At 67.5% G+C, this 13,386-nt stretch carries 13 protein-coding genes; 2 read left to right on the forward strand and 11 right to left on the reverse strand.

Going from position 1 to position 13,386, the window contains the following annotated elements; genetic code table 11:
- Positions 1 to 90 precede the first annotated feature (90 nt).
- The 10 genes from AC1D34_RS11090 to AC1D34_RS11135 form a co-directional block, all read right to left on the reverse strand.
- The gene (locus AC1D34_RS11090; protein ID WP_441478142.1) at positions 91 to 873 is read right to left on the reverse strand and encodes an enoyl-CoA hydratase/isomerase family protein; all 783 of its coding nucleotides are present in this window, start codon (positions 871 to 873) and stop codon (positions 91 to 93) included.
- Positions 874 to 890: 17 nt separating this feature from the next.
- Entirely contained in the window at positions 891 to 1,865 is a 975-nt protein-coding gene (locus AC1D34_RS11095; RefSeq protein WP_441504519.1) for an alpha-ketoacid dehydrogenase subunit beta, read from the reverse strand.
- Positions 1,865 to 2,878: a thiamine pyrophosphate-dependent dehydrogenase E1 component subunit alpha gene (locus AC1D34_RS11100; protein WP_441504520.1), complete on the reverse strand. Its 1,014-nt coding sequence runs from the start codon at positions 2,876 to 2,878 to the stop codon at positions 1,865 to 1,867. The genes AC1D34_RS11095 and AC1D34_RS11100 overlap by 1 nt, the downstream gene beginning before the upstream one ends.
- A 133-nt stretch (positions 2,879 to 3,011) precedes the next feature.
- Complete coding sequence (locus tag AC1D34_RS11105) at positions 3,012 to 4,370, reverse strand: MmgE/PrpD family protein (protein ID WP_441504521.1); 1,359 nt, start codon at positions 4,368 to 4,370, stop codon at positions 3,012 to 3,014.
- An 18-nt stretch (positions 4,371 to 4,388) separates the two neighbouring features.
- Positions 4,389 to 5,120: an ABC transporter ATP-binding protein gene (locus tag AC1D34_RS11110; RefSeq protein ID WP_441504522.1), complete on the reverse strand. Its 732-nt coding sequence runs from the start codon at positions 5,118 to 5,120 to the stop codon at positions 4,389 to 4,391.
- A complete protein-coding gene (locus AC1D34_RS11115; RefSeq protein WP_476824245.1) occupies positions 5,117 to 5,869 on the reverse strand; it encodes an ABC transporter ATP-binding protein in 753 nt (250 codons plus the stop codon). Before AC1D34_RS11115 ends, AC1D34_RS11110 begins: the two co-directional genes overlap by 4 nt.
- Entirely contained in the window at positions 5,862 to 6,650 is a 789-nt protein-coding gene (locus AC1D34_RS11120) for an SDR family NAD(P)-dependent oxidoreductase (protein WP_441504523.1), read from the reverse strand. Before AC1D34_RS11120 ends, AC1D34_RS11115 begins: the two co-directional genes overlap by 8 nt.
- Positions 6,647 to 7,645, reverse strand: a complete 999-nt coding sequence (locus tag AC1D34_RS11125; RefSeq protein WP_476824246.1) for a branched-chain amino acid ABC transporter permease — start codon at positions 7,643 to 7,645, stop codon at positions 6,647 to 6,649. The genes AC1D34_RS11120 and AC1D34_RS11125 overlap by 4 nt, the downstream gene beginning before the upstream one ends.
- Position 7,646: 1 nt before the next feature.
- On the reverse strand, positions 7,647 to 8,549 hold the full coding sequence (locus AC1D34_RS11130; protein WP_476824247.1) for a branched-chain amino acid ABC transporter permease: 903 nt from the start codon (positions 8,547 to 8,549) through the stop codon (positions 7,647 to 7,649).
- Between the two features lie 102 nt (positions 8,550 to 8,651).
- Positions 8,652 to 9,911: an ABC transporter substrate-binding protein gene (locus AC1D34_RS11135; RefSeq protein WP_476824248.1), complete on the reverse strand. Its 1,260-nt coding sequence runs from the start codon at positions 9,909 to 9,911 to the stop codon at positions 8,652 to 8,654.
- A 202-nt stretch (positions 9,912 to 10,113) separates the two neighbouring features.
- On the opposite strand from AC1D34_RS11135, the gene AC1D34_RS11140 reads away from it, so the two are divergent.
- Together AC1D34_RS11140 and AC1D34_RS11145 are read left to right on the forward strand one after the other, a co-directional pair.
- A complete protein-coding gene (locus AC1D34_RS11140) occupies positions 10,114 to 11,604 on the forward strand; it encodes an AMP-binding protein (protein WP_476824249.1) in 1,491 nt (496 codons plus the stop codon).
- Between the two features lie 55 nt (positions 11,605 to 11,659).
- On the forward strand, positions 11,660 to 12,298 hold the full coding sequence (locus AC1D34_RS11145; protein ID WP_441504527.1) for a TetR/AcrR family transcriptional regulator: 639 nt from the start codon (positions 11,660 to 11,662) through the stop codon (positions 12,296 to 12,298).
- A gap of 88 nt (positions 12,299 to 12,386) precedes the next feature.
- Here AC1D34_RS11145 and AC1D34_RS11150 read toward each other — a convergent pair whose 3' ends face one another.
- Positions 12,387 to 13,328 (reverse strand): LysR family transcriptional regulator ArgP, encoded by a 942-nt coding sequence (locus AC1D34_RS11150; RefSeq protein ID WP_441488426.1) that lies wholly within the window; start codon positions 13,326 to 13,328, stop codon positions 12,387 to 12,389.
- Positions 13,329 to 13,386: the final 58 nt, after the last annotated feature.

Consider the following 13,386-nt stretch of genomic DNA (forward strand, 5'->3'; position numbering starts at 1 on the left):
CGCCCGGACCGACGCGCCAGGACGCGAGCAGGCCCTCGGTCATGGTCAGGCCGAGCTTGGGCATCACGATGGGGGCGGCGCTCGACATGGTCACACGCCCCGGAAGCTGGCTTGGCGCTTCTGCAGGAAGGCCTGGCAGCCTTCATGTGCGTCGGCGGAATCGAGCACGAGGCCGATCATCGCCTGCTCATGGCGCAGCGCCGAGGGCAGCGGCATATCCGCACCGTCATTGAGCGTGCGCTTCAGGAGTTTCAGGACGAGCGGGGATTTGGTCGCGATGCTGGCCGCAAGCGCCAGCGCCTGGTCGAGCAGTTCGGCATCGGGCACTACGCGGTTGATCAAGCCGAGCCGCTCCGCCTCGGCCGCATCGATGCGGCCGCCGGTGAACATCAGCTCCTTCGCCCGGCACAGCGGGATCTGGCGGATCAGCCGCTGAGAGCCGCCTGCGCCGGGGAACAGGCCCAGATTGATCTCGGGCAGGCCGAACTTGGCCGAGCTCGCGGCAAGGCGAATATCGAGGCAGAGCAGCAATTCGGTGCCGCCGCCCAGCGCCCAGCCGTTCACCGCGGCGATCGTCGGCTTGTCCAGCGTCTCGATGCGGCGGAAGACGCTGTGCAGCCGCTCGCCGAGCTCGAGATAATGCGGCAGGCCCTGGCGGCTATCGAGATCGGCGATATCGCCGCCGGCGACGAAGGCGCGCTCGCCGGCTCCGGTCAGGACGACGACCTTGACCAGCGGATCGGCCCCGGCGCGGCCCACGGCCTCGTCGAGCGCCGCAAGCGTCGCCATGTCGAGCGCATTCAGCGTCGCTGGCCGATTGATCGTGATCAGGGCGGTGGCGTCACGGCGCTCATAGAGAATGCTGTCGGACACGGGTGTTCCTCTCGATCTCAGGCGAGTGTGCGGCGCACGGCTTGCACCACCCGCTCGGCGGAAGGCAGGTAGGCCGTCTCCAACCCCTTGGAGAACGGCACCGGCATGAAGGGTGCGCCGACCCGTACGATCGGCCCGTCGAGTTCGTCGAAACCGATATCGGCCATCCGGGCGACGATCTCGGCGCCGACGCCAAAGGCCTCGACGGCCTCGTGCACCACGACGAGGCGATGGGTTTTGGCGAGCGAGCGCAGGACGGCCTGCTCGTCCCAGGGCTGGATGCTGCGCAGGTCCAGGATTTCGGCCTCGACGCCCTCCCCCGCGAGCTGGGAGGCAGCGGCCAGGGCCGTGTGGACGGCGGCGCCATAGGCAATGATGCTGACATCCCTGCCCTCGCGCAGCGTCGCCGCCTGGCCGAGCGGGATGACCGGCAGCTCGGCCGGCACGTCGGCCTTCATGGCGTAGAGCGCCTTGTTCTCGACGAAGACGACCGGGTCGGGATCGGCGATCGCCGCGCGCAGCAGGCCATAGGCGCTGGCCGGGTCGGAGGGGCAAACGACCTTCAGCCCCGGCACATGGGCAAACCAGGCCTCCAGGCATTGCGAATGCTGGGGGCCGGCGCCAAGGCCGCCGCCATGCGGCGTGCGCAGCACCATCGGCACGGAGCTCTGGCCGCCGAACATGAAGCGCGCCTTGGCTGCCTGGTTCACCATCGCGTCCATGACCAGCGTGGTGAAATCCATGAACATGATCTCGACGACCGGCCTGAGGCCGCTGAGCGCGGCTCCCACGGCGGCACCCGCGATCGCGGCCTCGGAGATCGGCGTATCGACGATGCGTTCGGCACCGAAGCGCTCGCGCAGGCCGCGGCTGGCCCCGAAGGCGCCGCCGGCCTCGGAGACATCCTCGCCGATCAGGATGACGGTGGGGTCGGCCGCCATCGCGTCGGCCAAGGCGAGGTTGATCGCCTTGAGATAACGAAGCTCCGGCATCAGTGTGCCTCCATCCCGGCTGGCGCCGCTGTGTAGACATCCGCGAGCGCAGCCTCGAAACCGGGGCCAGGTGCCGCGCGCGCCGCCTCGACCGCGGCATGAATGCGCGCCTTGACCTCTTCGGTGATGCTGGCCAAGGCGTCCTCGGCGATGCCGGCCTCAACCAGCTGCGTCGCGGTGATCCGCAGCGGGTCGCGTTCGCTCAGCGCAGCGAGGTCGGCGGCATCACGGTATTTCTGGGCATCGCCCTCGAAATGGCCACGCACGCGCGTCGTCATGCATTCGAGGATGCGCGGGCCGTCCGCCCGGACCTCGGGCACGATCCGCGCGGCGGCCTCGGCAACGGCAGCGACATCGTTGCCGTCGACCAGGACATGCGGGATCCGGTAGGCGGCGGCCAGATCCTTCAATGCAAAGGAGAGCTGCTTCGAGGTCGGCAGGAATTCGCCCCAGCCATTGTTCTCGCAGACGAAGAGCATGGGCAGCCGCCAGAGCGCCGCCATGTTCAGGCATTCATGCACGAGGCCCTCGGCCAGCGCCCCGTCACCGAAGAAGGCAACCGCGATCGCGCCGTTCTTCTGCGTCCGATGCGCGAGCGCGCTGCCGAGCGCGATCGAGAGCCCGGCCCCGACAATGCCGTTGGCGCCAAGCATGCCGACCGACATGTCGGCGACATGCATCGAGCCGCCGCGGCCGCGGCAGAGCCCGGTATCCCGGGCCAGCAGTTCCGCAAAGAACCCGTCGAGCGAAAGCCCCTTGGCGATGGCATGGCCGTGGCCGCGATGGGTCGAGGCGATCGTATCCTGCGCCGTCAGGGCCGCCATGACGCCAACCGACACCGCCTCCTGGCCGATGCTCAGATGGATGAAACCCGGCACCTCGCCATCGGCGAACATCGCGCTCAGCCGCTCTTCGCTGCAGCGGATCAGCACCAGCGAACGATAGAGCGCGAGCAACCCGTGGGCGGCGTTGTGGCCGGCCGGCGCGACGGAAGGGTCCAATGGTTCTGTCATGAAGCTCTCAATCACCAGGAGTCGCATTTAACATAAAATGATTTATGAGTCATAATTCATTTTTTGAGAATGCAACTGCTTCGATGCCAGGACGTTGATGCGAAGCGGGTCACGCCAAGTGGATCACGCCGGGCTACGCCGCCCGGCGCCGGCCTTCGATCTCCGAGAAGAGCCCGACGACCTCCGCGATGGCGCCATGCGGCAGGGCATCGACGACGGCCTCGATCCGCTCGAACAGAGATCGCGGCAGCCCCTGCTCGCTGCCGATGCGACCGAGCAATTCACGCAAGGTCGCGCGATCGAAGGCATAGTCGGCGGGCGTCATCCGCTGTTCATGGATCAGGGTCTCGCCGTCCAGCGTGTCGGCCTCGAGCACTGCGCTGAGCACCGGCACGCCGGGATCGGTGACGAGCGCGATCCTCTCGACCAGCGCATTCACCGCGGCATCGTCATAGGTCGTCATCTGCCGCGTGCTCGGCGCGCCGTGGACCAGGGTCGTGGCAATGCAGAACGGAATGCTCATCAGCGTGCCTGAAATCGAGCTGAACGGGCCGGTGGCATCCATGCCGGCATAACCGGTCTCATAGGGGTTCATCCGCACGCGCACCGCCGCGAGCGGCCTGCTAGCCAGCACCTCGCGCAGGGCGAGCGCACCGGTCACCGGCGTCTGGTTGAAAGCGCAAACCGGAAAGGGCTTGAAGGTGACGCGCAGGATCGCCCAGTCGCGGCCGAGGCTGGCGGCGAGACCGGCCGGCGCCTCCACCCCGGCAAAGCTGCGCGCGAGCCCCGCCCTGCCCTCCACGGCATGCGGCGCGGAGACCGAGCCGGCCGCGGCAAGCTCGGCGGCGGCCAGGCCGTTGCGGGCGACGATGCCGACCTGGTAGCGCCATTCGTCGGTGCCGTCGGCAAAGGATTGCAGGACGCCGCCGGTGAACGAGACGGCATTGGCCAGCGCTGCCGCGAGCGTCGCCTCGTCAAGCTCCATCAGCGTGCCGGCCGCAGCCGCAGCCGCAACGGTGCCATAGGTCGCGGAGGAGCGGAACCCGGCCGGCGTCGTGCGGCCGGCGAAGGCCTGCTCCAGCAAGCCGCCAGCCTCGTAGCCCGCGACCAGCGCCGGAAGCAGCCTTGCGAGCGGATAGGCCCTGGCCTCGATCATCGCCAGCAGCATCGGGATCAGGATCGTGCCGAAATGCGCCGCCCCGCAGGTATCCTCCTGGGCCCGGCCATGGAACAGCGCTGCATTGGCGAGGCAGGCAGCGCCGATCGTGCTGCGCCTGCCATCGCCGAGCAGGGTCGCCCCGTGGGCGATCTCGCCATCGAGCGCCAGGGCGGCCTTGCGCGCCACCGGCGCATAGGGCGTATCGAAGCCATTGACCGCCATGCCGAGCGCATTGACGAGGCAGGACCGGGCCTTGGCCACAACCTCGGGCGGCAGGGTCTCCGTGCGCAGCTGCACGACAAAACGGGCGATCTCGCGGGTGAGCGTCGGCACGAGCAATCTCCTGGGCGATCAGAGCGCGAGATAACGCTGGCGGATGTCGTCATTCGCCTTCAGGGCCGCGATCGAGCCCTTGAAGACGATCTGGCCCTTGTCGATCACGGTCGCGTCCGTCGCGAGGCCGAGGCAGAAATGCATGTTCTGCTCGGCGATCAGGATCGTGACGCCGGTCTGGCGCAGCGTGCGGATCAGCTCGCCGATGCGCTGCACGATGATGGGCGCGAGGCCTTCGCTGGGCTCGTCCAGAAGCAGCACCGAGGGGTTGCCCATCAGCATGCGGGCGATCGCGAGCATCTGCTGCTCGCCGCCTGAGAGGCGCCCGGCCATGCGCTGGCGCAGGGGCACGAGCAGCGGGAACACCTCGTAGATGCGTTCGAGGTTCCACTCGTCCCGCCCATCGGGGCCCTTCTTCGCGGCGATCAGCAGGTTGTCCTCGACGCTGTGCTGCGGAAAGACCTGCCTGTCCTCGGGCACGAAGCCGAGCCCGGCGCAGGCGATGCGATGCGGTTTCTGGCGCGTCGTCTCGGCGCCGTTCAGGCGCACGCTGCCGCGCCGCGGCGGGGCAAGACCGGCGATCGCCTTCATCGTCGTGCTCTTGCCGGCGCCGTTGCGGCCGAGCAGCGCCATGGTCTGGCCCTGCTCGACGGAAAAGCCGACACCGAACAGGATCTGGCTCGCCCCATAGAAGACGTCGACGCCGGACAGCGCGATGACCGCAGGGCTGGTGACGGAACCGCCGCTCATGCCGCCACCTCATGCTCGCTGCCGAGATAGGCCTCGATCACGGCCGGATTGGTCCGGATCTGCTGCGGCGTGCCTTCCGCCAGAACCCGGCCATAGCTCAGGACGCGGATCGACGGGGCGATCTTGAAGACGATGTCCATGTCGTGCTCGATGAAGACCACGGTCATCTTCTGCCGTTCCCAGAGCTCATGGACCTTGTCGATGACGCCCCAGCGTTCCTCGGGGCCCATGCCGGCGGTCGGCTCGTCGAGCAGGAGCACGCGCGGCTCGAGCACCAGGGCAAGCGCGATATCGAGCAGCTTCTGGTCGCCATGCGAGAGATTGGCCGAGAGGATGTGGCGCTTGTCGTGAAGCCCGACCATCGCGACGCAATGGCCGGCATGGGCGCGCGTCGAGGCGAGCGGGAAACGCGTGCCGAGGCGGCCCGCGTGGCGGTGATGCGCGGAGACCGCGGCCAGCAGGGTTTCCTCGACCGTCAGCGACGGGAAGATGCTCGCGACCTGGAAGGCCCGCCCGACCCCGCGCCGGACGATCTCACCGATGCTCAATCCGACGAGGTTCTGGCCATCGAGCCGGATCTCGCCGCTATCGGGCCGGATCGCCCCCGAGAGCTGGTTGAAGAAGGTGCTCTTTCCCGCGCCGTTCGGCCCGATGATCGCGGTCAGCGAGGCGGTCTCGAAGGTCAGCGTGACGTCGTCGGTCGCGCGCACCCCGCCAAAGGCCTTCACCAGATTGCGGATCTCAAGCATCGCTGCCGTTCCCCGGATCGCGGAAGCCGCCATAGCTGTGCCAGGAGGTGCCCGCGAGCCAGCCGCAATCGACGGGAACGTCGATGCCCGTGATCGCGGACGCGTCGGGCGAGGCCAGGAAGGCGACGACGCGCGCGACCTCGTCAGGCTCGACCAGGCGGCCGAGCGCTGCGCTGCCGACGAGGTTGGTGATGTCGCGCTCACCCTTGTCGATCGCGGCCTGCAATGCCGGCGTGCGGGTATAGCCCGGCGAGACGCTGTTGACGCGGACCTGGGCTGGTCCCCATTCGGCGGCGAGCCCGCGCGTGATCGCGATGACGGCGGCCTTGGCCGGCGCATAGGCGTGAAGCGGGACCGAGCGCGAGCCGGTGATCGAGGCGATGTTGACGATGCTGCCGGCGCGACGCGTCAGCATCGCCGCCCCGAAGACGACGCAGGCCAGATAGGTCCCGCGCTGGTCGATATGGATGACATGGTCCCAGACCGCCATCGGCAGCTCGGTCGGCCGCAGGGGCGGCTGCAGCACGCCGGCGCTGTTGACAAGAATGCCGACCGGGCCGATCTCGGCCTCGATCCGCGCCGCCACGCGCCGCAGCCCCTCCTCGTCGCCGACATCGCCCTGGACGGCGTGGCCGCCGAGCTCGGCGGCGACGCTTTCCGCCAGCGCCAGGTCGCGGTCTAGGATCACGATCCGGGCGCCGCGCTTGGCCAGTTCGCGGCAGCAGGCGGCGCCGATGCCACTTGCGCCCCCGGTGACGACGGCGATGGTCTTCTCGGTCATGTCGACGTCCCCTTCACTGCGACGGGAGCAGGCGTGGCGGCACCGCGCGTGCGCCGCGCCGCCAGCCATTCCATCACGAAATCCAGCAGGCCTTTGCGCAGGCCGAGCGCGAAGAGCAGGATGACCGAGCCGAGCACGAGCCCGTGATGCTCGGCCGTGCGCGTGACGAAATCGTTCAGCAGCAGCAGGATTCCGGTTCCGACCAGCGGCCCGAGGAAGTTTGCCGTGCCGCCGAGCATGACGATGAAGACGGCCTCGCCCGACATCGTCCAGAAGGCGAACTCGGGATAGGCGCCCGAGACGAACAGACTCATGATCACGCCGCCGAGGCTGGCGAAGGCGCCGGCGAGAACGAAGGCGGTCAGCCTCGTGCGATAGACATTGATGCCGAGAAAGCCAGCGCGGGTGGCGTTGTCGCGGACCATGCGCAGCGCATAGCCGAAGGGCGAGGACACGATGTGCCGCATCGCCAGGAGCCCGAGCACCAGCAGCGCGGCGCTGAACAGATAGAGCTGCTTCTGGTCGGAGAGGTTGATGCCGAGGAAGGCCGGGCGCGGGATGCCGCCGCGCAGGCCCTGGTCGCCACCGGTGACCGGCACCCAGGCGATGATCATGCTGTGGATCAGCATCTGGAAGGCCAGCGTCACGAAGGCGAAATAGATCTCCTTCAGCCGCACGYAGATCGCGCCGACGACGAGCGCGACCAGCGCCGAGATGCAGAGCGTCAGCAGGACGGCGAGCGGGATCGGCATGCCGGTGCGCTGCATCAGGATGCCGAAGCTGTAGGCGCCCATGCCGAAGAACAGGCCATGGCCGAAGGAGACCATGCCGCCATAGCCGACGAGCAGGTTGAGCGAGGTCGCAAACAGGCCGAGCGCGGCGCAGCGGATGACGAAATCGATCAGCGCGCTGCTGCTGGTGATGAGCGGCAGGATGGCCAGGACGAGGAAACCGGCAAGGGCGAGCGCGGCGTCGCGAAGGGCTGGGCGGGTCATCTCAGGCCGCCTCGCGTCCGAACAGGCCGGTCGGCTTCACGATGAGGACGAGCGCCATGCAAAGATACATCAGAGCCTCGGTGAAGAGCGGAAAGCCGAGCGCGCCAAAGGCCCTGATCAGCCCGATCAGGATCGCGCCGACCAGCGCGCCCATGATCGAGCCCATGCCGCCGATCACGGTGACGATGAAGGACTCGATCAGGATCGAGAAGCCCACGCCCGGCGTCAGCGAACGGACCGGCGCAGCAAGCCCGCCGGCGAGACCCGCGAGCAGGCAGCCGAGYGCAAACAGGGCCGTGAAGAGCAGGCCGGTATTGATGCCCAGCACGGAGACCATCGCCGGGTTGTGAGCAGCCGCACGGATCGTCTTGCCGATCCTCGTCTTCGCGATGGCCAGGCCGAGCACCCCCGCCATCAGCAGCGCCGCGGCGATCAGGAACAGATAGAAGGGCGGAACGACCCCGCCCATGATGAAGAGCGGCGGCACCTGGAAGGCCGGCGGCATGCCCATGGCGCGGAATTCCGGCCCCCAGACGATCCGCACGAGATCGTCGAGGATCAGCACCAGCGCGTAGCAGACGAGCAGCTGCATCAGGACGTTGCCGCCATAGATGCGCTGCATGAAGAAGCGCTCGATGACGATCCCGATCAGGCAGGTCCCGACCGCGGCACCGAGCAGTGCGAGCGCATAGCTCTGCGTCGCCTGGAACACCGTCATCGCGAGATAGGCGCCGATCATGTAGAAGGCGCCATGGCTGAAGTTCACGATCTTCATCACGCCGAAGATCAGCGTCAGCCCGACCGCGACGAGGAAGAGCAGCATCCCGATAATGAAGCCGCTCGTCGCCTGCGTCACGAGGCAGGATGACGAGGACAGGCAGTCCGTCAGGGCGTTGAGGTCCATCGCGCGCTCGCCGGGAGGAAATGGGCCGGGCCGCGCGCCAGGGCGCGGCCGGATCTGATGGGACGCAGGCGTCGGGTCGACCCCGACGGATCAGGACGGGCTTCAGACGAAGCCCTTGTCCTTCTTCCACTCGGCCTCGAGCTCGAAGATGCGCTGCCAGGACACGCTCTTCATCTCGGGAACATAGGGCTCCTTGGCGATCGTCGTGCCCCAGCCGACGGCATAGTCGACGAGCGTCTGGTCGTCGGCCCGCATCGTGACCTTGCCCTCGGCGCCAAAGGGCGACTCGATCGTCAAGCCGCGCAGGACCTCGGCCAGCTTCTTGCCGTCGGCCGAATTCGCCTTCTTCGCGGCAGCGGCGAGGAAATTGACCGCCAAGGCGTTCTGCCAGGCCCAGTTGGTCGGGTACTCGCCATATTTCGCGCGATAGGCGTCGCCCCAAGCGGCGTTCTGGGGCGTCGCCGGGAAGGTCTTGATGTAGCGATTGCCGGAATGGATGCCGGGCGGCAGGTTCTTGACCGTGGTCAGCGCCGTGTAATCGGCCATGTTGACCGCGAAGAACTGCATCTGCGCGAAGAGCGCATAGATGCCGGCCTGGTCGATGAAGGAGGTCAGGTCGCCGCCCCAGAGGCAGGAATAGAGCGCCTGCGGCTTGGCCTGCAGCAGCTTGGTGATCGACTCGGTATAGTCGGGCTGGAAGATCTTCGGCCAGGATTCCGCGACGACCTCGGCCTTGGGCGCGAAACGCTTGAGATACATCACGAATTCGGCGGTCGTATCGCGGCCGTAGGCGTAGTCCGGCGAGCAGGTCGCCCAGCGCGTCAGCCCCTTGGCATTGACGATCTCGGCCGCATAGGTTCCGCCCGCGACGGAATCATGGATGCCCTGGCGCGCGCAACGGAAGGCGTTCGGCAGTTTGAGCTTGGGATCGGCCGTCAGGGACGAGGTTTCGGAATTGCTGTGAATGCAGAGAACGCCGAGATCGCGCGCCACCTCATGGACGGCGAAGGCGCCGGTCRAGGCTTCCGCGTCGATCAGGATCTCGCAGCCGTCGGAATTGACCAGTTCGCGGGCGACGCGGGCGGCCTCCTGCGGCTGCCCCTTGGTGTCGCGCACCACGAGCTCGATCGGCCGGCCGGCAAGCCCGCCGGCGGCATTGGCCTTCTCGACCTCCATCTGCGCGGCATTGCGCGAGGATGTGCCGAGCTGGGCGACGCGCCCCGACAAAATGGTCGGCATGCCCACCTTGACGGCCTTGGCCTGGGCGCGGGCGACCCAGGGCGCGGCCATCACGCCGGCGGCTCCGGCCGTCAGCGCCAGAACGGCGCGCCGATTCATCGGCAAGGACGGTGTTTTGGTCATCACGCTTCTCCCTGGGGCCTTTGGCCGTTTCCTTTCCGGGTTGATCCGGAAGGCGGCATCTTGTCGGCGCCGCTGTGCGGCACGCGCTTCTTGCAGCGATATTCGGCAGCCGCCGGGGTGACGTCAAGAGAAAAATGAATTACGAGTCATAAATCAGAAAAAGGAGATGGCGAGGCCTCGCGAGCTTTGCCAAGAGGGTGGAATGATCAATCTCTCGAGCTTCGTCCGCTACCACGCGAGCCGGACGCCGGACCGTACCGCTGTCATCTTCGACGAGGCCCGCATCTCCTATGGCGCGCTTGCCGGGCGGGTCGCGCGGAGCGCCGGCTGGATTGCCGCGCGCGGCATCGTGGCGGGCGATGTCGTTGCCGTGCTGATGAAGAACAGCGCCGCCTTCGTCGAGCTGGCGATCGCGGTCGGGCATCTCGGMGCCGTCTTCCTGCCGATCAATTTCCGCCTCTCCGCCGACGAGGTGCGCTACATCGTCGAGGATTCCGGCGCCAGGCTGCTGATCGCCGATGAGGAGCTTGCAGCCTCGGCCCGCGAGGCCGGCCCGGTCGTCCTGGTCGATGCGGCAGCGCGCGCCGACAGCACGCGGCTCGGCTCCGGGGCTGCGCCTGCCGATCCGGTGCCGCGCAAGCCGTCCGACCTGTTTCGGCTGATGTACACGTCGGGGACCACCGACCGCCCCAAGGGCGTGATGCACAGCTACGAGAATTTCTACTGGAAATGCAGCGACCATATCGTGGCGCTTGGCCTCACCCGGGAGGACCGGCTTCTCGTCGTCGGGCCGCTCTACCATGTCGGAGCCTTCGACCTGCCCGGCCTGGCCGTGCTCTGGGTCGGCGGCATCCTGTGCATCCAGCGCGAGTTCTCGCCGGTTGCCGCGCTCCAGGCGATTGGCAGGGAACGGTTGAACTGCGCCTGGCTCGCCCCCGTGATGATGAGCGCGATGCTCGCAGCCACGGAAGAGGTAGGCCAGGATCTGTCCAGCCTGCGCTGGGTCATCGGCGGTGGCGAGCGCACGCCCGAGGCGCGCATCCGCAGCTTCAGCGCCGCCTTCCCCAATGCCCGCTATATCGACGCCTACGGCCTGACGGAGACCTGCAGCGGCGATACGCTGATGGAGGCAGGTCGCGAGATCGAGAAGATCGGCTCTGTCGGCCGGGCGCTTGCCCATGTCGAAATCCAGATCAGGGACGAGGCCGGCAGGGTCCTGCCGCCGGGCGCGACCGGAGAGATCTGCCTGCGCGGCGCCAAGATCACCAGCGGCTACTGGAACGATGCGGCCAAGACCGAAGCCGCGTTCTACGGCGACTGGTTCCGCAGCGGCGACATGGGCTATCTCGACCCGGACGGCTTCCTCTATCTGACCGACCGCATGAAGGACATGATCATCTCCGGCGGCGAGAATATCGCCTCCTCGGAGGTCGAGCGCGCCATCTTCGAGCTGCCGCAGGTGCGCGAGGTCGCGGTGATCGRCGCGCCCGACGAACGCTGGGGCGAAAGGCCGGTTGCCTTCGTCGTTCTCGAGCCCGGCAGCGCCCTCACCCTCGATGCGCTCGCCGCCCATTGCCGCAGCCGGCTCGCCGCCTTCAAGGCCCCGCGCCAGCTGATCCTGCGGGAAAGCCTGCCGCGCAATCCATCGGGCAAGATCCTGAAGCGGGTCCTCCGCGACGAGTTGCGATCCTAGCCCGATCTGCGAGTTTGATCACACGTCAGCCCAAGAGCCCCGGATACGAGACCGCATGACGACACAAGCCCGTGCGAGCAGCAGCGCAAAACGCCCGAAGCTGACCCGCAGCGAGAAGAATGACGACGTCAAACGCCGCCTGTTCGGCGCCGCGGCGAAGGTCGTCGGCAAATACGGCTATGCCGAGGCCTCGGTGGCCCGCATCACGGACCTGGCGGGCGTGGCGCAGGGAACCTTCTACAATCATTTCGAGAACCGGCAGGAACTGCTCGAGCAATTGCTGCCGGTCATCGGCCAGCACATGGTCGACTTCATCCGCGAGAAGATCGAGGCGTCAGCCTCCGAGCTCGAGAAGGAGGTCGCCCGCTTTCGCGCCTTCTTCGAATTCCTGCAGGATACACCTGAATTCCTGCGCATCCTGAACGAGGCCGAGGTTTTCGCGCCGCTCGGCTACCAGCAGCATCTCGACAATATCTCCGCGGCCTATGTGCGGCTGCTCAAGCGCGCACGCGGCCCCGGCAAGATCGGCGACTACAGCGACGAAGAGCTGGAGGTCATCGTCCATATCCTGATGGGTGCACGCGGCTATCTCAGCCGGCGCTATGCCTATGGCGAGGACGGCGTGAACCCCGTCCCCGAGCATGTCATCACCGCCTATGAGAAGCTGATGCGCTCAGGCCTGATCGAGGGATAGGCCGCGAACGCCGCCGGCCGGTCGGATCATCATGCCGTGTTTGCATCGGCTTTACCGAAAACCGCGATCCACTTTTCGGGCCGATGCTTTAGGGCCGTTCGGCGGGGCAGCTGCCCGGCCCGCGTCCTTCGTTTCCGGCCCTGGCCAGTTCGAGCGCGCTGATCGACCGGACGCAATGCGTCAGCCGGTCGAGCAGTCGCGCGGCCAGGCGCGTGCGCTGCCAGTACAGCGTGACGGAGATAGGCCGATGCGGCGGCAGCTCCACCAGGCGACCGGCATCGAGATGCGGCGTTGCCAGCGGCAGCGGCGTCATCGACCAGCCCAACCCGGCCAGCGTCATGTCCAGCATGCCCTGGGTCGAGGGTATCCAATGGACGGGGGGCGAAACCGGCGTCCCCCAGGACTGCCGCACCCAGCGCGCCTGCAACTCGTCGCGACGGTCGAAGCGCAGCATCGGCGCTTCCTGAAGGCTCGCGGCATCGACGCCGTCGGGAAAGAACCGGCTGATGAAGCCGGGGCTGGCCGTCGCCACATAGTCGATGGCGCCGAGCGGATAGATCTTGCAACCGGGAACGGGGGCGGGATCGGCCGTCACAGCCGCCAGAACCTCTCCCGTGCGTAGCCGCTCGGCCGTATGGGCCTCATCATCCATGACGAGGTCGAGCATCGCACCGGTCTGCGCCGCGAACTGTGCCGCCGCCCGGGGAAACCAGGTGCTGACGCTGTCGGCATTGACGGCGACCCTGACCGTGGTCGCGCCGGGCTCCTGAACCGCCAGTCCCGGCAGATCATGGACGACTTCGCCTTCGAGCAGCCGAACCTGCTCGACATGGGCGCAGAGCTTGGCGCCGATCTCGGTCGGGCGACAGGGAACGCCCCTTGTCAGCAGGATCGCGCCGAGCCGTTCCTCCAACCCCTTCACACGCTGAGACACAGCCGATGGCGTGACGCCGAGCGCCACTGCGGCCTTCTCGAAACTGCCCTCGCGGGCGACGGCAGCGACGGCCGCCAGGGACGCATAGTCCAGCATTAACTTGCCTAATTCATGATTAGCTTCTTTAGCTAGACTACATCGGCAGTCGCGCGCA

Source organism: Allobosea sp. P1_A7, assembly GCF_056406775.1.

Bases quoted from the DNA above. Each gene is read 5' to 3' on its own strand.
- AC1D34_RS11110 (WP_441504522.1), bottom strand. From the start codon at position 5,120: ATGAGCGGCGGTTCCGTCACCAGCCCTGCGGTCATCGCGCTGTCCGGC.
- AC1D34_RS11120 (WP_441504523.1), bottom strand. From the start codon at position 6,650: ATGACCGAGAAGACCATCGCCGTCGTCACCGGGGGCGCAAGTGGCATC.
- AC1D34_RS11115 (WP_476824245.1), bottom strand. From the start codon at position 5,869: ATGCTTGAGATCCGCAATCTGGTGAAGGCCTTTGGCGGGGTGCGCGCG.
- AC1D34_RS11145 (WP_441504527.1), top strand. From the start codon at position 11,660: ATGACGACACAAGCCCGTGCGAGCAGCAGCGCAAAACGCCCGAAGCTG.
- AC1D34_RS11095 (WP_441504519.1), bottom strand. From the start codon at position 1,865: ATGCCGGAGCTTCGTTATCTCAAGGCGATCAACCTCGCCTTGGCCGAC.
- AC1D34_RS11100 (WP_441504520.1), bottom strand. From the start codon at position 2,878: ATGACAGAACCATTGGACCCTTCCGTCGCGCCGGCCGGCCACAACGCC.
- AC1D34_RS11150 (WP_441488426.1), bottom strand. From the start codon at position 13,328: ATGCTGGACTATGCGTCCCTGGCGGCCGTCGCTGCCGTCGCCCGCGAG.